Genomic DNA, 20,742 nt, shown 5'->3' with positions numbered 1-20,742 from the left:
TATGGGACGTCTTGTGAAGGAAGAATTGATCATCGGCCGCGACCCCGCTACAGGACAACCTGTGCGCCTTCATATCAAGGACGGCAGAATTGCATCGATCGAGCCGGGGCCCAAAGATTGCGATCTGTGGATATCCGCGGGCCTCATCGATCTCCAGGTAAATGGTTTCGCCGGTCGGGACTTCAATGGCCCTGAGGCCATGGTGCAGGGCGTCGTCGAAATTGTAGACGCAATGCTTGCGACAGGTGTCACCTGCTTTGCCCCCACCGTGATTACAGCTTCAGAGGCGATGATGTTGCGCAGCCTTGAAGTTATTGCAAAAGCGCGGAAAGCTTCTCAACGGGCCGCAGCTTGCATCCCTTTTGTTCATGTCGAGGGGCCACATATCTCTCCTCTGGATGGCTATCGAGGCGCTCATCCTCAAGAGCACGTTCGCCCGCCTTCGCTGGAGGAATTCGATCGTTGGCAAAAGTCCTGTGGTGATCTCGTCGGGATGGTCACGATGTCGCCTCACCACGATGACTCCGCACAGTACATCGCTGGCCTCGTAGCGCGTGGTATCCACGTATCGCTTGGGCATACGCATGCCTCAACGGATCAGATCCATTGTGCTGTCGAGGCGGGTGCCCGCCTTTCGACTCATCTGGGAAACGCCCTCGCTGCGACTCTTCCCAGGCATCCGAATCCGATATGGAGTCAGCTCGCGGAGGATCGCCTGACAGCATCCTTCATTGCGGATGGCCATCATCTTCCAGCCGAAACATTCAAGGCAATGGTGCGAGCGAAGGGGATTGATCAGTCGATTCTTGTGTCTGACATGGTTGCGCTCTCTGGAATGCCGCCGGGAATCTATGTCGCTCCTGTTGGCGGCAACGTTGAACTCAGCGAAGATGGAAGGTTGTCTCTGCTCGGTTCCACCGCTCTGGCGGGAGCAACGGTTCCCCTTGCACAGTGCATAGGAAAGGCTGTTCGAATGAGCGGACGCCCGCTGAGTGAAGTTCTCAGAATGGCGACCGAGATTCCCGGCCGTTTTGTAAACAATCGAGGCCGGATCGCGGTCGGCAGCAGCGCCGATCTGATTCGCTTTCGCTGGACTGGCGAACTCATCCTTCACGATGTATGGCTGAATGGGGAATTGATTGTTCTATAAAGGTGAGACGTTGACCAGCCGACGTATCGCCTAGTCGTTTTGTCGTTACTTCAGAGCGACTCTACCTGAGCCGTTTGGTCTCTGACTATTTCATTTGCACGATGCATTCTTACTGTTGACCGCAGTCTTGTTTTCATCCGGGAGATATCTCAATGGGCTCTTTGAATCGACGCCGGTTTCTTCAGCTAGTCACAACCTCTCTGGTGAGCGCAGCTTTGCCCTCCGTCGCATTGGCGGCTTCTTCTGTGCCTCAACTTGGGCTTGTTGTGAAGGTCACAAAGGACGGTTCTCCGGAAGCCACGATCAAGCATGTACACGATCTTGGATTTACCCAATGCCAAATCTTTTTTGAGGAGTTGAGCCTGAGCAAGGTCGCACCGCTGCAGGATGCGTTGAAGAAGTACAACGTCGGAGTCACGGCTGTCAGTGAACATAATCCCGGGCCGCGAATCTTCGATTTCGATCACGGAGCTGAGACGATTGGAATCGTTCCTCCCACCTATCGGAGGCAGAGGATCGATGCACTCAAACTTGCAGCCGATTTCGCCCACGCTTCTAATATTCCGGCCATTCACACCCATCTTGGGTTCATACCCGAAGAGCCCGGAGATCCCCGCTACGCTGTTGCCATCACCGCGATCAAAGAAGTAGCAAGCCATTGCAAGCAAAACGGAGTAATGCTGCTTTGTGAGACGGGGGAAGAGACACCGATCACGATGCTGCGCATGATTCAGGATGTGGCAGAGGGCAACGTCTTCGTCAATCTCGATACGGCGAATCTCATCCTGTACGACAAGGGAAATCCGGTCGATGCAATGGATGTCTTCGGCAAATTCGTGCGCGGCACTCACATGAAAGACGGTCTCTTTCCGACAAATCCGCACGATCTCGGCAAAGAAGTTGCTATCGGCACAGGGAAGGTAGACTTCCCCGCGCTCATTCGCAAACTCAAAGAGGCAAACTACACAGGACCCTTCACCATCGAGCGCGAGATTTCTGGTCCGCAACAGATTTCCGACATCATGCAGTCAAAGGTCTATCTGCAAAAGCTCATCGATGAGATTTACGGCAGCGGTGTTTAAGGACTCATCCATTACAGCGTGAGACTGTTCTTCTTCGCATCCACGACGTCAGCGTCGACGCCGGGCACCTTCTTCAGTTCGTCGATGGATTTGAAACCACCATTCTTGTCCCGATACTCGATGATGGCCGCGGCGACGGATCGCTTCACTGAGAGCAGGGATTCGAAATCGATCCGGGTTGCTGTATTGACGTTGAGTTTGAGGATTGCTTCTGCCGGCAGATTGGCTGCCAGATAGTCGATGATACGTTTCAAATCAGCATCGTCTGCGACCAGGCCGTAGCCCTGCATCTTTGTGACGGTTTCCTGCCAGCCACTCTTGTCCTGTCGCTTCGAGAGCACTCGTTCGATCTCATGGCATTTGGAACAAGTTTTCACGAAGAGATCCTTGTCAGGACCGTCCGCCATCTGTTGGGCATGAGCGCCCATCACGAAAAATGCAAATCCGAGATATATACAACGCCGGACGACGCGGAGAGTCTGATTGGTCATATTGCCCGGAATTCTAGCAATATAGTGCGAAATTTCTCAAGGAGGCTCTCTTGGCAGTGCTGGGAATACATCGACGGAACCCAGCGGTCACGCCATCTTGGCCCCACTTATTTTCTCGCTTGACGGTTTTATCCCGTAGGCGATAGTTTAGCGGCGCAACGATAAGTTCCTCGCAAAAGCATCCCTACTACCTGCCGTGTATCGCAGCGGGAGATACGATTGGTGTTTGCTTTGACGAGGAGATGAATCGTCTCAGAATTTCGGAGCCGAAAACGCTCTCTGAGTGGCACCACAGGAGGCTTCGTTATGGAGCATCGAAAGAAGTTTTTGGCCGTTGCCGCGATACTGATGATCACATTCAGTACGGCATGGTCTGTTGATTATCTGACTGAGGGTGTCGACAGCTCTCGAACGGGCTGGCTCAAAGACGACAAGTCTTTCAGTCTGACCAATGTCCCCGGGATGAAGCTGTTATGGAAAGTACACCTGGATAGTAAGCCGCACGAAATGACAAATCTCTTCCCTCCGCTGATCGCAGACAGCGTGGATACTCCTGCCGGAAAGAAGGAAGTTGCTATTTTCGCCGGCGCGTCTGATGACTTGTTCGGACTCGACGCGAAGACCGGTCAGACTCTGTGGCACATCAACTTCAAGAGTCCTAATCCGACCGGCGGTCGCCCTGCTGCAACGCTTTGTCCCGGTGGTCAGACAGCGGTTCCTGCGATGCTGAAAACTGGTCCAGGAAGCTACAAGGTTTATGCCGTCTCCTGGGATGGTCAACTGCATACGATCAATCCAGCAGATGGAACCGACGCTGATCCGGTGGAGAAATTTATGCCACCGAATGGCAAGCCGTATGCGCTCAACATCTTTAAGAACGTCATCTACACCAGCACAGCACAGGGCTGCGGTGGCCTCATTAACGGCATTTATTCCTACAACCTTGAGACACACGTCACCAGCCTGTTTTTACCCAGCGGTGGAGGCTTATGGGGACGCCGCGGAACGCCTGTCAGTCCGGAAGGAGTGGTTTACATGGGCACAGGCGATGGGCTGTGGGATGCGGAAAACGGTCGTCTGGGTAACGGCATCGTTGCTGCTCAGATTGACGGCAAGGGCGAGCTCAAACTGACCGATTATTTCTCGCCTCCAAACGCTGCGTTCCTTTTTAAACGTGACCTTGATGTGAACACCACTCCTGTCGCTTTTGAATACCAAGGCAAGAAGCTCCTGGTCGGCACCAGTAAAGAATGTCGTGTCTGGCTACTCGATCGTGACAACTTCGGTGGCGATGATCATCGCACCGATCTCGCGGATACCGGTCTTATCTGCAACGACGAGCCAAACTATGCAGGAACGGGAGTCTGGGGAGCGCTGAGTGTATGGAAAGACGCGACAGGTACTCCATGGATTGCGGTTCCTTTCAACGGCCCGGTCTCTAAGCGATTCCATGCGCCTAAGGAATTCAGTCGTCCCGTCAATGGCGGCGTGGCGGCTTTCAAAGTCGAAGAGCGGAATGGCAAGTGGGCACTAACTCCGCAATGGCTTTCGGTCGATATCGACATGGCTGACGAAGCACTTATCGCCAACGGTGTGATGTTCGTCTACGGCAGCGGCGAGGATACTCGCCAATCACACGTGGATCGCGCCTGGAATGAAACGCCGGAACCGCAGCCACCTGTACCTGCTGCGGGGCCCGTATCGGCGCAGTCCACAATGCGTATTGCGGGCGGACGCCACGCTGTCCTGCTTGCTCTGGATGCCACGACCGGAAAGCAACTGTGGACAAGTGGCAATCAGATCACGGGATGGAGTCATTTCAGTGGTATCTCTGCTGCGAATGGCAAGGTGTATCTGCCCACCTATGACGGCAATGTTTATGCGTTTGGAGTGGCCAAATGACCCTGAACAGAATTTCTCTCCCAATGATGGGACTTGTCGCTGCGACGTTGATGGCACCATTTGCAAGTGCACAACGCGGTGGCCCGGATTGGACAACCTCTGCCGGCGACCCGCAAAGAACATCGTGGGTTCGTTCTGATCCACAGGTAACGCCTGCGAAGATCGTCAAGCCAGATGCCTTCAAGTTCTTGTGGAAGGTTGCGATGGACACCACCGCAGGGAAGGCAGCGGAACCGATCCTGATCTCGACATACATCGGTTATCGGGGGTTCAAAGCTCTCACCGTAGTCGGTGGTCCTGACTCGATCTACACAGTGGATTACGATCTGGGAGTTCCTTTCTGGAGCAAGCATTACGGAACCGCCTCCAAGGCGCAGGCTTGCGCATCGTGGTCTTCAGCGATTGGCAAGCTATCCTCTCTCACACCCATTCCGCCGCGTACACCTCGCCCCTCCGTCGGATATCACACGGTTACCGGCAAGCCGCATGAAGGCATACCACTCGCTGCTGCGATGGGCGGGCAGTTAGGTGGGGGACCAGGGCAGCGTGTCGCTGCTCCCGCGCAGCAACTTCCGCCGGGTATACGTTTCTCTGTGCCGATATTCCTTGTTACCAGCGATGGGATGGCCCGTGCGATCACGTTCGACTCAGGGAAAGAAGCGTTCAAGCCGGTTCCATTTCTTCCACCGGGGAGCGCACCGTCCAACCTGATTGTTGTGCAGGACACACTCTACGCTGCCACGATGTCAGGCTGTGGCTCCTCACCGAACACAATCTATGCGCTCGATGTTAAGACCAAGGACATGGCGCCTGAAGGGACCTGGAAGTCGCAGGGAGGCAACATCCTTGGCGCTCCGGCTTTCAATCGAGCGGGAACACTCTTTGTCTCGACCGACTCTGCACTCTTCGCCTTAAAGCCGAAAGTCCTCGAGAGCACGAAGGTTGCTGATGTGCAGTTGGCTTCTACGCCGATCATCGTCACTGGAAAAAATGCAGAGTGGGTTGCCGCGGGGACAAAGGATGGAAGCATTGTGTTGCTGGATGCGACTGGAGGAGCCTCTACGCCGATCTCAAGTGCAGTCGGTTTCAATCCGACTGCACTTGCCACTTTCGATGACGATAACGGGGCACATTGGCTGCTCGCTACGGATAGCACAAAGAGCATCGGCGCAGTGCACGCCTTTAAGATGACAGAAGACGGTGGTAAGCCCACGCTCACTGAAGTCTGGAAGTCTGCGGACATGGCTTCGCCTGGGCGACCCATTGTTGTTGGCGGTGTCGTATTTGCACTGGCTACTGGAGCGGACCGGAGCCACACAAACGGAAAACCTCCAACGAAGGGGACGCACGCTACTGTCTACGCTCTCGACGCCACTACTGGAAAGCCTTTATGGGATAGCGGAAATACGATGACGTCTTTCGTGAGTACGGGTGAGATGGCCTTCAACGAGAGTGAGCTGTTTGTACCAACCTTCGACAACACGCTCTACACATTCGGTCATCCGGAACCACATCAGTAGCTGTCGGTGGAACATAGTTCCGACTGGATGCTTGCGATTACAAAGAGGACTGACGACATCGTCAGTCCTCTTTGTAATTCTGTTAGAAGCTGTAGCGGAGACTTGCCTGCATGGAGCGTTGACCCGTCTTGCTCGTTACACGTCCAAAGGTGGAACTTGTAGGGTTGACGTCGGGCGCAGACCAGTTGGGGTGGTTCGGAAAGTCGAACGCCTCAAAGCGGAAGGTAAAGTACTGACCTTCGAAGGTGCTGAACCGCTTCAGCAGGCCTGCGTTGAAGTTTTCGACACCCGGCGCACGCAGGATGTTGCGGTTGTGCTGCGGTGTGAATGTGCCCGTGGCGGGTGCGACGAAAGCAGCAGGGTTGAACCAGAAGTTCTGATCGGAGGTTCCGGCTGAGAATGCGCCTGAGGCTCCAAGGTTAGCGCCAGGTGCGATTGAGTAGAACTGTGCACCGCCTCCCGTACCGACGCCAGCAATATCTGTGGACGTTGTGACGGATAGAGGAACGCCGGTCTGGAAGTTATAGATCTGCGTGATCTGCCAGCCGCCAAGCACTTCATTTGCGAACCGGCTCTTACTGTGGAATGGGATCTCTGCGACGGAGTTGATCGTGATGGCCTGACGGATGTCGTAGTCCGCGGTGCCGCAGAGATATTTGGGATCGTTGAAGTTTGGCAGGAAGTTCTTCTGGAACGATCCGCAATCCGTGGCGTTGGCAAAGGTGTAGGCTGCGCCGAAGCTGAGACCCTTTTGGAAGCGATGGTTCACATCGACCTGCAAGCCGCTATAGGCCGAACCTGAGCCCTGGGAGACGAGTGTGATAGGGCCGTAGCCAGCGTAGGGACGATAGGAGTTGATATTGAGCTTCGCGGCAGCCGCCGCCTGAACCGATCCGGCTGGAGCCTGATTCAGATTCGATTGGAACTGACCGTGTAGTCCGCGACGTCCCACATAGGCAACACCTAAGACGGTGTTGAAGGGAAGTTCACGTTCGACAGACACATTCCATACGTAAGCCTCGGGTTGTGGCGAGCTGCGATCGACACGACCAGAGATTGTTGGGAACGAACCTGCCGCGCCTCCACCCGGATTGTCTGCATTGCCGCCGCTGATGCCTGCATAGGACTGCAACGGTGGCGCGCCGCCTTCAAACACGCCGTCAGATACACCTTGCCGGCTCATGTAACGACCGAAGCCTGAACGCAACACGGTCTTGGAATTCATTGCATAGGCAACACCAATGCGCGGTTGGAAGGTGGTGTAATGCACATCGATGTAGCCGCGTGGCAGTCCATGAAACAGGCAGTCCGCAGCACCGGAAACCGCGAGCGGGACATGTGCCTTTGCGCTTTCGGTAAAGCCATTGCCGAAGAGAACCGTGCCGTTGAGGGGATCACCCGAGCCTGCAATGGGATTACCGTTCTTGTCGATTTTGACTGCGCTTGAGGCGCTGTAGAACGCGGGATCAAATGTGCCGATGTTGTTCCAGAGGCTGTAGAACGGTCTCACGATGGAATAGCGAACGCCATAATCCAGATGCAGTTTGGACGAAACCTTCCACGAGTCTTGCGCGAAGAAGTCGAACATGTTCCCGCGATAGGGAGTTTCCGCACGCTGACCGACTTCTGCATAGCTTTGGAAGATGCCGAGCGCAGCGTCTGCTGTATCCAGACCTGTGCCTGCAGGATTGGCGCTGGAGAATTCAAACTTACCGTTCTGATTATTCGTCTGGCCGGGCACGCTGTTCTGCCCAGAGATCTGGTCGTTATCGTTCTCGCCCGCACGTTCATACAGCACACCAGCACGCAACTGATGATTGCCTATGATGCGCGTGAAGGTATCAGCGTAGTCAAACACTTCGCCTTGAGAGTGCGATGGATACGCGCTGCCGTCGAGCGTTGTAATGGCGCTGCTATCGAACTGAACAGTTGGGATCTTGTTTGGGAGATCCTTCCCATTGGGGAACAAGAAGGGGTAGTTGATGCCGTAACGCGTGCGGTCGTACAGGCCAGTGCTGGTGTCAATCGAGAGACGATCGGCACCATGCGCTGCGGTAACCAGAACTTCATTCATCGTGTTCGGGCTGAAGGTGTGGACCCAATCAAGTGAAACCGTTTGGTTAGGACGATTAAAGATGCGCGGGACAAGATCATACGCAGCAGAGAACGGATTGTTCTCGAAGTAGTAGAAATGCGTTAGGCGGAAGCGGATGTAGTCCTTGTCGGTGGGAATGATGTCCAGGTTTCCGCTATCGATCTGCTGATTCTGTGGGTGCTTTGCAATCTGAAGAAGGTTCTGTGTGCCCACAAGAAATCCTGCTGTCGGAGCCGGGAAGGCGGTTAGCAAACCAACGCCGTTGGGGCTAAGCCGATTCTTCGGGATAATGTTTCCGGCGAAGCAAGCGGGGCCACCATTCTTGGGATCGCATATGCCTACTGCGAGAGGATCACGAATGTGTGTCGCGACCGAGGAGAAATCGCCGGTACGAAAAGCCGGATTCGGCACGGTCACAGGAGCAGTATTCGTCGCGGGATAGCGAACGAAAGCTTCTGAGTAAAGAAAGAAGACCTTACCCTTCGGCAACACGTGAGGAATGTATGCGGGGCCGTTCACACTGAAACCGAACTGGTTGTAAGTGAACGGTGCAACGTAGTTGGACTTCACACTCTGGGGGAGTGCCGGGTTGAAGTTTGCAGAGGCATGGTTGCGTACCCAGGTGTTGGCGTTCAGCAGAGGGTTTTGCAGATATTCATACAGAGAGCCGTGGAATCGATCCGTACCCCCTTTGGTGATGATGCGGACCTGACCACCGACGGAGCGACCGTACTCGGCAGGATAGTTCGCTCCTAGAATCTGAACTTCCTGCACGTTTTCAAGATCGACAACACCCACTGAATCGCCGCTGGCGCGAACGCGCACAGCAACGGCGCCGTCGTAGGTGATCAGGTTGTCACGCTCACGTCCACCATTGATATTTAGCCCGCCGAGTCCTGTGCTGAACTGAAAGTTTGAAACATTGCCACTGGTGCTTGTCACACCGGCTTTCAGTAGAGCGAGAGTTACGGGGTTGCGTCCGCTGAGTGGAAGCGTCTCGGCCTGCTTGCTATCGATGACGCGGCCCAACACGGTGCTATCGGTCTGGATGCTGGTTTCCTGTGCGGCGACCTGCACTGTCTCGCTTGCCGAGCCTGTGAGGAGGCGCAGATTGGCAGTGGTCGCTACCGCTGGGTCAAGGATGTTGCCCTTGCTTGTGAGTGCCTGAAACGTAGGTGCCTGTACGCGGATGGTGTAGCGTCCTGGCGAAAGGCTTGGAATGGTGTAGTAGCCCGAGTTATTGGTTGTGGTCTTGTGCTCCGCTCCTGTGGCTTCGTCGGTAACGGTGATCTCGGCTCCATTCACCACTGCCCCTGAAGCGTCGGTGATTGTGCCGGAGACGCCAGACAAATCCGACTGAGCGTGTGATGACGTCGCTGCGCACACCAGTACGCAGGCGGTCGCCAGAACTCTGAAATGTGGTGTTAACGAACGAACTGCAAACGGGTGCCATGACTTCATCACGTCTCTGCCTCAAAGGGAGAAGATTTGCACGAGACACGTACGCAGCCGGAGGTTCTAAACACTTCTTCGAAACGGTGCTCGTGGATGAAGCGATCATGCGTTCCCCCGCATGGGGCTACAAGGTGTTCAAAGGGGTGGAAAGCGTGTGCAGTCACGTCTCTTCAACTGAAATGAAAGAGCTTGTGGTGAGTGGTTTCATCGATATTTATCGAATGGAGAACGATTGCACCCCTCACGCTTACCCGCTTCAAAGACAAGTGTGAACGCTGTGTTCACGAAGCCGTAACGGCATATCGATACGCTGATCCTTGTAACGAAGTACCGAAATGCAGACACTTGAAGAGTCATCGGCACTTGTCGCGGATGCAACGCAGCGCTTCCTGAAGGAAAGTAAGGTCAGGATCGATGCGCACCCCAGCGACCCACGCTGGCAACTTGCTTGCCGTATCGCGTTCAGTGGGAGTCTTGGGCGGTCACGTCTGCTTTCGCGCTTCGTGCTCTTCATTGTGGATCGGCATATTCGCGGACGAAATCACGAGATGACCGAGCAACAAATCGGCATCCTTGTCTTCGATCGTGCTGAAGGATACGACTCGAACGAGGACAACATCGTTCGCAGCTATGCACGCAATCTTCGGAAGAGAATCGAAACCTACTATGCAGAGGAAGGGCAGCATGAATCATTGTTGCTCGACATTCCGCGGGGCGGGTACGTTCCAGTATTTACGCCCAGGCAGAAGGGAATTGAACAACAGGTTTCTGAAACTGAGAGCTCCTCGTTAATATCTGGATCTTTCGTAGCGGAATCACAGGACGATAATCCTTCTCTATCTGATGGGCCCTTTCCTGTCGCGCCAGCAGTGTCGTGGAACAAGAAACGTATATGGATGGCCCTCTTAGCTGCATCGATTGCCTGTTGTGTTCTTCTGTTTGTTTTCCATGGCTTCGGTAAGAGTTCCGATGAGGCTATCTCGAAGAATTTCTGGCGACAAATATTCTCAAAGGATCACGACACATTCGTGGTGCCTTCGGATGACGGGCTCGTGATCATGCAATCGCTTGTGAACCGCCCGGTTCCGCTCGCAGCCTATATCAGCAGCACTTTTCGTAGTGATGCTGAGGCGAAGACAGATTCCAATTCGCCAGAGCTTCTTAAACTAGGGCGCAAGCGTTTTACAAGCGTCGTTGACCTTGAATTTGCATCGCGCCTGGCTGAGTTCCATGCTGAAGTTCCGGCTTCGCACATGGTTGTCCGCTATGCCCGTGATCTCCGAATGGATGATCTGCGCACGGGCAATGCGATCCTGATTGGATCGATTGAATCCAACCCCTGGATACAACTCTTTACGAACCAGATGAACTTTCAACAACGCGTGAGTACTGATCCGGCAATCCCATCGGGACTTATCAATACTCATCCGCTGGCTGGCGAACGCGCGATTTACGGCACTCTGGGAAAACCACACACGTATGGGTTGATTGTCTTTCTTCCGAATCTGACAGCTACGGGCAGTGTGTTGATTGTGGGTGGCTTGAACACTGCAGGCACACAAGCCGCAACAACATTCGTGATGACTCCCTCATTGATGGCGCCAGTGCTGGAACGAGCCAGAACGAAGACAGGGCATCTGCGCTCATTTGAATTGCTGGTCGGCGCAGACGATTTTTCATCGAATGCCTCTGCCCCTCACGTGATTGCCGAGCGCATCAAGTGAGGTCCGCAGCCCACTTCGGCCGGTTGTTGGCGATCCGCACACCCGTGTTAACTACGTGCTCGCATCAATCGATGTCATTGAGACAACAGGAGTAAGTTTCGTCCACCTAAGACGACTCAATTTACACCTAGCGCGACTTTCAAGCCCGAACCATACTTCCTTCACTCCAGCCTTCGATCGCCTGCTTCTCATGGCATTTTGCGATTGTGCTGACGAAAAGGAAGCTTTATGCGTCTCTCCAGAATATTGTTTGCGATCTTGATGTTGGGTTGTACCAAGTGGACACAGGCTCAGACACCCCATGTCAGCCCATGGGCTCCCGTCGAACTGAACTTGTTGCCACCCGTTGCGAGCCTGGATAAGGGCATGTGGATGAAGGGCGACCTTCACGTTCATTCCAGCCATAGCAAGGAATCGAGCAACAATTCAGTTGCGCGGATTATCGACTATTCGAAGTCGATTGGTATGGACTTCCTCGCCATCACAGATCACGACAATCATGTTTTGGGAGATGTCGCGCACAATACCTGGACTGATCCCGATTTCCATTCGGATTCAGTGGTTCTGCTGTATGCCGCGGAGTGGACGACGACGCGCGGACACGGCAATGTGTTCTCGGCAAAGCCGTATGACCATCAGCGGTTTTACGATGTGCGCGACCAACGCGACATCGTCGTGGGCTCCATCAAAAAAGAGCTGGGCGTTCATCTCTCAGCAAATCATCCCAGCGGCAAAGATCACTTTGGGTATTCGTACGACATGGTGGATTCCATTGAGGTTTGGAATTCTGCACTGTGGTCTAAGAACGCTAACGCAATCATGATCTGGGATGACATGCTCTCTTCGGGCAGGAAGCTGACCGGCCGCGGAGGCAGCGATGCGCATCATGGGCGGCCTGACTCGCCAGACAAGGCGACCAAGAACAGCTATCAGGCTGAGGCGAATTATGTTGGCACGCCAACGACATGGGTCTACGCGGTGTCGCGGACTCCGCAGGGCGTAATCGATGCGCTAACAAACGGTCGCGTAGCGGTAAGTGCGAATCCAAATGCGCCGCGTGTGGAGCTATATGCCGATACAGACGGTGATGGCAAGATGGACATGATGATGGGTGATAACGTGAAGGCAACTGGTAAGCCAGTGACAGTGCGTGTTCAGCTTGTCGGGAACAACGTTGCAGACTCCACGTATACCGTCCATGTCATCAAGAACGGCAATCCCTTTAAGACACTGCAGACTACCGGCTCTGTGCCGAATGTAGAGTTTCAAGACACGCCCACACTGATCGGTCGTACCTACTATCGGGTCGAGGTGGAAGGCGCGCCCACACCCTATCCACAGGTGCCCAAATCAATGGCTTTGAGTGGGAACATGGTTGGCTTGTCGAACCCGATCTACTTCAATTTTGATCCGCAGTTCTGATTTCGCTACGCGCGTTGCTTCTCATATCGCCGCAGACTGCTCCGGGAAGATTTCGAAGCAGCCTGCGGCTGATCGTGCCAAATCATGACAGCCATGTTGATGCCAGCCCGAGGCGCATGGCATGCGGATCGACCCTGACGGGACGGTCGAGGGTCTTGCTGCGTCCCGCAGCTGTTTCTGAGCGATCACCTGATTTTGTTCATTCTGTTTCTGGAGAGGCACTTCCGCCCCTATGAAACCCTGTTGTAACAAGAATGTGAAAACTCTCCTGTACTCTCAATCTGCTACCGATTTGGTAAGGGCTTCAGGTCTTCTTAAGGTTTAAGCAGGTACGTTCACTCTAAGACGTCCATCGGCCGATCCTTGTCCGTTGTCGAACCCCGCGAGGTTGTGGGGCGAGAGGCTTTGTTGCTGTATTGACATCGGAGAAGACTTGACTGCGCCGAGTAGCCCCGGCGGTGAAATGCTATGCATATTCTCGTAATTGAAGACGACACACGGATTGCCGCGCTTGTGAATCGTGCCCTCCGTGAGGCGGGATACCAGGTGACTCTTTGCTATGACGGAGTTGAGGGTGAACAGAAACTCTTAACGGGCCAATTTGATCTGGCTTTGCTGGATATTATGCTGCCCGGTCTCGACGGTCTCAGTGTGCTCGAACGTGTTCGTCGTAAGCTCTGCAAAACTCCCATCCTCGTGCTCACGGCCGTTGATGCGGTACCAAAGATCGTTCAAGTATTCGACCTTGGTGCGGATGACTATTTGGTCAAGCCATTCATCCTTGAAATACTTCTGGCTCGCGTAGCGGCACTGGGACGGAGGGCCACACGCGAAGAGCCGACCGTGCTGGCTGCCGGCGGCATTTCGTTAGATCCTGCGAGGCGCGTTGCTGTGAGTTCTGGGCGCGAGGTCGCTCTGACTCGGAAGCAATATCGTCTACTCGAGTTGTTGATGAAGCGAAAAGGTGTGATCACAAGCCGAGAACAACTCATCGAGGCAGGTTGGATTCCCGGAGCCGACGTCAAGGAAAACACTCTCGACGTCTACATCCATGGACTTCGGTCCAAACTACAGCCAGTGGGATCGCAAAACGTGATTATCCGTACGGTACATGGGCTGGGCTACATCTTCGAAGAGGCATAACAGAATGCCGCGTTTCGCCATGAGTGCCATGTCCGTACGTGCCAGGCTCGCTCTGTTCTATGCACTGGTTACGTCTACTGGCCTTGTTCTGTTCGGCATGCTCACGTATGGATTTCTGCACTACGCTCTCATCCAGGGAAAACAGACTCACCTTGATGGCAGGGAAGCTCGACTGATAAGTCTTCTCGCGGCCAATGATGGCGCCGGGAGTCGCGTGCAGCTCTATGACCAGCTCAAGAGCTATGCGTTGGTCACGCATGAAGGGAATCTCTTCCACATCCGTAACGCAGACGGCAGTTGGATGTTTCCTGCGGATCGTCCCGGGCCTTCGCTTCCAGCTGAGGAGGATTGCAGCAGGCCCGTCTACGACACCGTGACACTGGATGGTGGCCCAGTCCTCGTGAGATGTCACTCCATCTTGTTGCGAGGCGCTCCGGTGCGACTATACATCGGAGGTGCTCTGGATGAAGAAATGATCATCCTTCGCAAGTACAGAAACTCTCTGTTTCTACTGCTGCCGGCGGTCCTTTTCGTAGCTTCCTTCAGCGGCTATGCATTGAGTCGCCATGCCCTTGGTCCCGTGGATCGGATTACCAAGGCAGCCTTGGAGATCGGGGTGGGAAACCTCTCCCATCGCTTGCCGGTTCCTGTTGCGCGGGACGAGATCCAGAGCCTGACGATTGCGTGGAACCAGCTCCTTGCGCGACTTGAAGCTGCAGTTCTTCGTTTGAGCCGTTTTTCGGCAGATGCCTCTCACGACATCCGTACTTCCATCACGGTCATGCTTGCGACGGCGCAGCTTTCTTTGAACCGTCCTCGCACCGATTCCGAGTACAGACAGGATCTCGAAAAAGTTGTGATGGAGTGCCGCACCGCGACGACTCTTCTGGATGCTCTGTTGACTCTGGCACAGAGCGACAACTTCGTGAACGAAGTGCAGTTCCAGGAACTGAACCTTTGCGACCTTGTGGTGAGCAGTTGTCGTCGTGTGGAGGATCTTGCTGAGAGCAGTTCCATTGATCTCGATTGGCAACTCCCCGAGACGCCCGTCCTAGTGCATGGAGACGAACTTTTATTGCAGAGGCTCCTTGGCATCCTGTTGGACAACGCCATTCGCCATACCCCACCTGAGGGAGAGATACGCGTCTGTGTTTCTTCCGTAGCAACGCGCCCGATCGTTGCAGTGCGCGATACCGGCATTGGCATGCCAGAAGACGTGCAGCGTCGCGTCTTTGAACGCTTCTACCAGGCCGATTTGAGAGAAGGGAAATCACGTGCCGGGAATGGCCTCGGACTTTCCATAGGGCGTTGGATCGCTGATGCGCACGGAGCAAACCTGACGGTGGAAAGTACGCTCTCGGAGGGGTCGACATTTCAGATTCAATTTCCGCAACCGAACGTCGAGGAGCAGGAAATAGGGTTCTCCGCAGGCGCGCATCGTTCCTGAGAGAGGTCTGAAATCGACCTGAAATCTACCTTAAATTCAACAGGATTCTGCATTGGGGGACTTCTGGAATGTCGATATTCACAGTTCTGAAACCGTTTACTCTCCGAAAGTTCAAAAAAGCCCCCTAGTGTCGCCCATGTTATGCGACAGTTCAACACGTCTCTCGCCCTGTCAGGGTTGTTTCTCTTTGCGTCGGTGCTGACGTCACAGTCACCTGCGCCATCCATTTCTCCGCTGCATACGAAGTCGCCTTTGGCGGCGAGTCCAAAGTCATCGTTCCTCGCAGACAGCCCACTCGACGTGTCGTTGTTAGTACAGCAACCGCCTGCGAACAACTCCGAGACGACCCAGCAGGAATTAAAACAACTGCACACAATCGAGCAGAGCCGATCATCGCAGGACGTTGCAGCTGCGCAGGCAGACGATAGCGAAGAAGACATCTTTGTCTACAAGAACATCTTCGGTAGTGATTTCACCGCGGAAAATCTGCCGGTGCTGGCGAGCCTGTCTGCGGATGTGCACCGTGAAGAGGGGATCGCAAGTGCTCCGCTTAAAGCGCAGTTTTCCCGGCCTCGTCCCTACCAAATCGATCGCACCCTGCGTCCCGTCTGCAAGCTGACGCAGGCAGCAAACTCTTACCCAAGCGGGCATACGATCTCCGGATATCTTCTCGGCTACACCATGGCCTATATCGTCCCCGCCAAACGTGACGAGATATTGGCACGCACCGACGAATACGCCTTTCATCGGCTGGTCTGCGGCGTTCACTATTCCAGCGATCTGGTTGCGGGTCACACGATTGCTTCTGCCATGTTCGGCGTCATGATGACCAACCCCATGTTCCGTAACCGTGTGGAAGCTGCTCGTCAAGAACTCCGAGCGAAGCTGCCCACCGCCTTGTCGCAGCGCTGACCGTTGCTCTGCCTTTACCCGTTGATGGTTCTTGATTTCAACCACTTGTTCCCGGAGGCTTCTATGAATCGCATGAATCTTGTAGCGCTGCACCGTCGGCCTACGCTCGTAGCAACTTGCACCATGGCCGCTTTGTTGGCTGGTCAAAGCGTGATCGCACAATCGAACGCAACCGTAACTGGAACAGTGCTGGATGCGAAGGGAAATGCCGTGCCTGCGGCGGCGGTTCGACTCACGCCGGATGGAAGCTCCCAGGCGCGCACGACGACCACAGACCCGCAAGGACATTTCTCCCTCTCTGGCCTGGTAGGTGGCACCTACCGTATTGAGTCGTCCGCAACCGGGTTCGCGCCGACTGTGCGGCGCGTCTCCGTCGTTAGCGGACAGACCGCGGACATTGCCATGACGCTCAATATCGGTTCGCTGTCGACCGAAGTGAACGTCGAAGCGGATGCGACCAACTCCATCGCCGCAGCCCTCGCCCCTATGGATGCTCTGCTTGATGCGCGTTCGGCACGTACGGTGATCACGCAACACTTCATCCAGAACTTCACGTCCCCCGTCGCGGATTTCGGTGAAGCGGTACAAATGGCGCCTGGTACGTTCACGACGAATGGCAATGGTGTTGGCCTGGGGCAGTCGAGCACGTATTTCCGTGGCTTTCCAGATGGAAACTACAACATCGATTTCGATGGGATCCCGTTTTATGACACGAACACGCCGTCGCACCATTCGTGGGCGTTTTTCCCATCGCAGTTCCTTGGCGGTATCGACTTTGATCGCAGCCCAGGCACCGCTTCCACGATTGGACCCACGCCGTTCGGCGGTTCGATTCACCTGCTGAGTAAGAATGTCTCTCCGATTTCGAACATTCGTGGACAGGTGTCGTTTGGATCATTCAATACGCAACTCTACGATGGCCAGTACGAAACAGGATCGTTGTTCCATAAGAAGTTCAATGCGCAAATCGATGTGCACCATCTTCAGTCAGATGGTTACCAGACCTGGAACCATCAGATACGCAACGCCGGATCGATCAAGGCGCAATATCGCTTTAATGAGAAGAATTACCTGACCGGGTTTTCGGGCGTGATCTGGCTGGATGCGAACACCCCGAACTTCAATACAACACGGTGTCAAATGTACGGTGCAGGCAGCAACTACGCCTGCACAGGAACACTGGCACCGTTTGCTGGCTCAGGTTTGAACTTCCTGTTGACGGACAATTCCGATCCGTATAACTACCTCAATAATCAGTACAACTTCTACCATGTGCCAACCGATTTCGAATACGTCGGTGTGCACTCGGAGTTCGGCAAGAATTTTATTCTCGATGTGAAGCCGTACACCTACAACTACGACAACAGCGAAAAATACACCAACGCCACGCCGATCACCAACTCAAGCACGATCAACGGTTCGAAGACTTATCTGGGCATCACCATCGCGCCTTGTAATGTAGCGGTCGTGAAGAAGGGTGTCACGGCGATCCCGTGCGGAGTAGACAAGTACAACAGCTATCGCAAGTATGGCGAGACGTCTTCCATCAGCCAGGTATCGAGCTTCGGTATTCTGCGCGCAGGTCTCTGGTACGAGTGGGCGGACACGAACCGGCACCAGACACCGTCGGATCCGACCAATAACTGGGCGAACCAGGCGCTTCCAAACTTCAAGGAAAGCTTCTGGACAAATTCCTACCAGCCCTATGCCGAATACGACTTCCATGTCACACGGAAGTTCGATATTACGGCTGGTACCAAGTTTGCGCACTACACCATCCAGACCAAGCAGTATGCGGATGACGGAAAGACAATTGGCGGGTTGGGAACAAATGATCCTGCTTCGTTCATTACGAACAGCGGTTCATATTCTGCGTGGCTTCCTTCACTCGATGGCAATTACAAGCTAAAGAGTAATTGGTCGGTCTATGGGCAGCTCGCTACGGGAAGCGTCGTTCCTCCCAGCTCTGTCTTTGACTACGCTCAGAGCGCGAGCGGTACCCCTGTGAAGACTTTGCCGAAGCAGCAGCGCTCCACCACCTATCAAACTGGAACCGTTCTCAAATTGAAGAGGGTCACGTTTGACGCGGACTTCTATCACACGCGTTTTCAGAATAGCTATTCCTCCGTGTTGGATTCATCGGGTGAGCCGGTGTTCTATCTGCAACCCAGTTCGATCACGAAGGGATTTGAAGCTGAGAGCAACATCTATCTCATCCATGGACTGAGCCTGTATCTGAATGCCACGGTTGGCAGAGCAACGTATGTTGGTAACCTCGCTGTCAGTTGCGTCTCGGGATCGACTGGCTGCGGAACCTCCGCGCCGCAGCTGTCGTTGACCGCTCCGTCCGGTCTTTGGGTGGCGAATACACCATCAGATACGCAGACAGAGGCGCTCACGTATCAACACAAGGGATGGGATTTCGGCATCTTCAACAAACGGATTGGCACCATGTATCAGGACAATGGTGCGTATCACAACCAGGCGACGATTGATCCGTTCTCGCTGACGAACCTGTTCTTCAACTACACAATTCGGAGCGGTAGCCGATTCGATCAGACCAAGATTCGTCTCAGCTTTAACAACCTCTTCGATGAGCACAATGTCACTTCCATCAAGCTGGCAGGAACCGCAGCTACACAAAACATCGCTGCGAACGGCACCACGTATGTGGATCCCTATAACACCGTTGGTCAGACGCCGGTGAATGGCGGCGACAACGTCGGTGTGCTGCCTGGTCGCAGCGTGATGCTCTCCGTGACATTCGGACTCTCTCCGAAACGATAGCCAACAACGGGAAGGTCACAATGGCGTGAACTCTCCCATCGCTCGACCACCTTGTCTCCCAAAAGAGATAAGGTGGTCGAAGTGTTTCCATCTCCTAGAGGACAGTCATATGCGCCCGACTCACCATAGAGATACACGCCCCTTCATGACACGCGTTGTACGGAGACTTGTCGGATATTGCGGATTGGCTGTTCTTGCATTGACGGTATATGTCGGGGCACCGCTTAAAGCGCAGGGGACAGCGCATGAGAAACCTGTCGATGTTGTGATGTTGAGTGACATCCATTTTGATCCTTTGCAGGATCCAGTGAAGGTCAAGGCGTTGGATCAGGCGCCTCTAAGCGAGTGGAAGCGCATTCTGGATCAGCCCGCCTCGCCCGACCGAAAGTCTCGCTTTGATGCCATTCAAGCGGCCTGTTCTGCGAAGGACGCTCAGGATAGTTCTTATGCGCTCTTCACGAGCAGTCTTGCAGCTGCAAAGGCTCATGCAGGTGGACGGGCATTTGTGACGGTGAGCGGTGACCTGCTTGTTCATGATCTGGATTGTCGTTACCGTGCTGCAATGAACCTGCCTCCAGCGCAAGGAGATGATCAGTCTGCCTCTGCCAGGTTTGCGGAAAAGACAACCAAGTTCGTCATTGGCCAGCTGTTGAGCGCATTTCCAAAGATGCCGGTGTATGTGGCTCTTGGGAATAACGACTCGAGATGCAATCACAATCGGCTTGATTGGGAAGACGAGTTCCTGAAGGCATCCGTAGGCGGTGTGGTTGCCGGGCTGCGCGGCGTCAATGCGAATGAAAAACGCGATGCAGAATTGACCTTTCAAAAGGCAGGGTATTACGCAATCACGATGCCAGCACCGATGCAAAACACACGGTTGCTCGTGGTGGACAACATATACATGATGCCGAAGTTCGCCACATGCGGAGGATCTTCCTCGGATCATCGCGCGGAACAAGAACAACTTGCATGGATGCGGCAAGAGTTGCAGAAGGCAAGAGTGCGGCATCAACACGTGTGGGTGCTTGGGCATTTGCCGCCTGCTGTTAATCCTGGGGGATCCACATCTGCCTGTGTAGACAGTGGCAAAGTTGTTCAATACCAGTCGACGGATGCATTGGCGAACGAGATGGTCGAGTCTGGGGATACCATCAGCTTGGGAATCTTCGGGCACACGCACATGGACGAGTTGCATCTCCTGCGTACTTCGACTGGAGGCATCCCAGTCAAAGTCGTCGCTTCGGTGTCGCCAGTTGGCGGGAGTCTGCCATCGCTTACTATTGGAAGCGTTGATCCGACTTCCGCAACGTTGTCGGACTATACCGTCTATAAAGCTTCCAACATATCCGGAGAACATACGGATTGGTCAGTCGAGTATTCTTTCGACGCAACCTACGGAACTCCCTCATTCACAGCCGAACCGCTTTCAAACTTGATCGCACACTTCCAATCCGACTCTGCCGCCAAGAGTGACGTGACCCGCGCATACCGGGAACACTTTCTTAAAGATTCCGCAGGGAAGAAGATGCCTGCGAAATGGCAGGGTTACGCATGCGCGTTCGATCACTTCAGTGCAGACTCTTTTAAACACTGCGCGTGTTCTACTCCCTAG

General features: G+C 54.3%; 13 protein-coding genes. 11 read left to right on the top strand and 2 right to left on the bottom strand.

The genetic code is table 11. The features are described 5' to 3' along the window. The first annotated feature begins 1 nt into the window (after position 1). Together M504_RS05400 and M504_RS05395 are read left to right on the top strand one after the other, a co-directional pair. Positions 2 to 1,150 carry an N-acetylglucosamine-6-phosphate deacetylase gene (locus M504_RS05400; RefSeq protein ID WP_047488835.1) on the top strand — a complete coding sequence of 383 codons (1,149 nt, stop codon included), beginning with the start codon at positions 2 to 4 and terminating at the stop codon, positions 1,148 to 1,150. A gap of 152 nt (positions 1,151 to 1,302) precedes the next feature. Next, positions 1,303 to 2,232 (top strand): sugar phosphate isomerase/epimerase, encoded by a 930-nt coding sequence (locus M504_RS05395; protein WP_047488832.1) that lies wholly within the window; start codon positions 1,303 to 1,305, stop codon positions 2,230 to 2,232. An 11-nt stretch (positions 2,233 to 2,243) separates the two neighbouring features. Here the strand turns inward: M504_RS05395 and M504_RS22010 are convergent, their stop codons facing one another. Further along, complete coding sequence (locus tag M504_RS22010; protein ID WP_198137531.1) at positions 2,244 to 2,573, bottom strand: helix-hairpin-helix domain-containing protein; 330 nt, start codon at positions 2,571 to 2,573, stop codon at positions 2,244 to 2,246. Between the two features lie 456 nt (positions 2,574 to 3,029). On the opposite strand from M504_RS22010, the gene M504_RS05385 reads away from it, so the two are divergent. Together M504_RS05385 and M504_RS05380 are read left to right on the top strand one after the other, a co-directional pair. Further along, a complete protein-coding gene (locus tag M504_RS05385; RefSeq protein ID WP_047488829.1) occupies positions 3,030 to 4,625 on the top strand; it encodes a PQQ-binding-like beta-propeller repeat protein in 1,596 nt (531 codons plus the stop codon). After that, complete coding sequence (locus M504_RS05380) at positions 4,622 to 6,145, top strand: hypothetical protein (RefSeq protein WP_156993562.1); 1,524 nt, start codon at positions 4,622 to 4,624, stop codon at positions 6,143 to 6,145. The genes M504_RS05385 and M504_RS05380 overlap by 4 nt, the downstream gene beginning before the upstream one ends. 82 nt (positions 6,146 to 6,227) lie before the next feature. Here the strand turns inward: M504_RS05380 and M504_RS05375 are convergent, their stop codons facing one another. Further along, positions 6,228 to 9,701: a carboxypeptidase regulatory-like domain-containing protein gene (locus M504_RS05375; RefSeq protein WP_047488825.1), complete on the bottom strand. Its 3,474-nt coding sequence runs from the start codon at positions 9,699 to 9,701 to the stop codon at positions 6,228 to 6,230. A gap of 329 nt (positions 9,702 to 10,030) precedes the next feature. Here M504_RS05375 and M504_RS05365 point away from each other — a divergent pair, with 329 nt between their 5' ends. The 7 genes from M504_RS05365 to M504_RS05335 all read left to right on the top strand — a co-directional run bounded on the left by M504_RS05365 (position 10,031) and on the right by M504_RS05335 (position 20,742). After that, positions 10,031 to 11,419, top strand: coding sequence for a hypothetical protein (locus tag M504_RS05365; RefSeq protein ID WP_052200437.1), 1,389 nt, complete (start codon positions 10,031 to 10,033; stop codon positions 11,417 to 11,419). Positions 11,420 to 11,647: 228 nt separating this feature from the next. Then, complete coding sequence (locus M504_RS05360) at positions 11,648 to 12,841, top strand: CehA/McbA family metallohydrolase (RefSeq protein ID WP_047488821.1); 1,194 nt, start codon at positions 11,648 to 11,650, stop codon at positions 12,839 to 12,841. Positions 12,842 to 13,309: 468 nt separating this feature from the next. Continuing rightward, positions 13,310 to 13,984, top strand: a complete 675-nt coding sequence (locus tag M504_RS05355; RefSeq protein ID WP_047488819.1) for a response regulator transcription factor — start codon at positions 13,310 to 13,312, stop codon at positions 13,982 to 13,984. 4 nt (positions 13,985 to 13,988) lie between these two features. Then, complete coding sequence (locus M504_RS05350; RefSeq protein ID WP_232296168.1) at positions 13,989 to 15,431, top strand: ATP-binding protein; 1,443 nt, start codon at positions 13,989 to 13,991, stop codon at positions 15,429 to 15,431. Between the two features lie 141 nt (positions 15,432 to 15,572). Further along, complete coding sequence (locus M504_RS05345; RefSeq protein ID WP_047488816.1) at positions 15,573 to 16,343, top strand: phosphatase PAP2 family protein; 771 nt, start codon at positions 15,573 to 15,575, stop codon at positions 16,341 to 16,343. Between the two features lie 63 nt (positions 16,344 to 16,406). Next, a complete protein-coding gene (locus M504_RS05340) occupies positions 16,407 to 19,130 on the top strand; it encodes a TonB-dependent receptor (RefSeq protein ID WP_232296167.1) in 2,724 nt (907 codons plus the stop codon). A 145-nt stretch (positions 19,131 to 19,275) separates the two neighbouring features. Then, the gene (locus M504_RS05335; protein WP_198137530.1) at positions 19,276 to 20,742 is read left to right on the top strand and encodes a metallophosphoesterase; all 1,467 of its coding nucleotides are present in this window, start codon (positions 19,276 to 19,278) and stop codon (positions 20,740 to 20,742) included.

Origin of the sequence: Terriglobus sp. TAA 43, from assembly GCF_000800015.1 — a bacterium.
In the GTDB taxonomy this organism is placed as follows: domain Bacteria; phylum Acidobacteriota; class Terriglobia; order Terriglobales; family Acidobacteriaceae; genus Terriglobus.
This window is presented reverse-complemented; position numbering and strand designations above follow the sequence as displayed.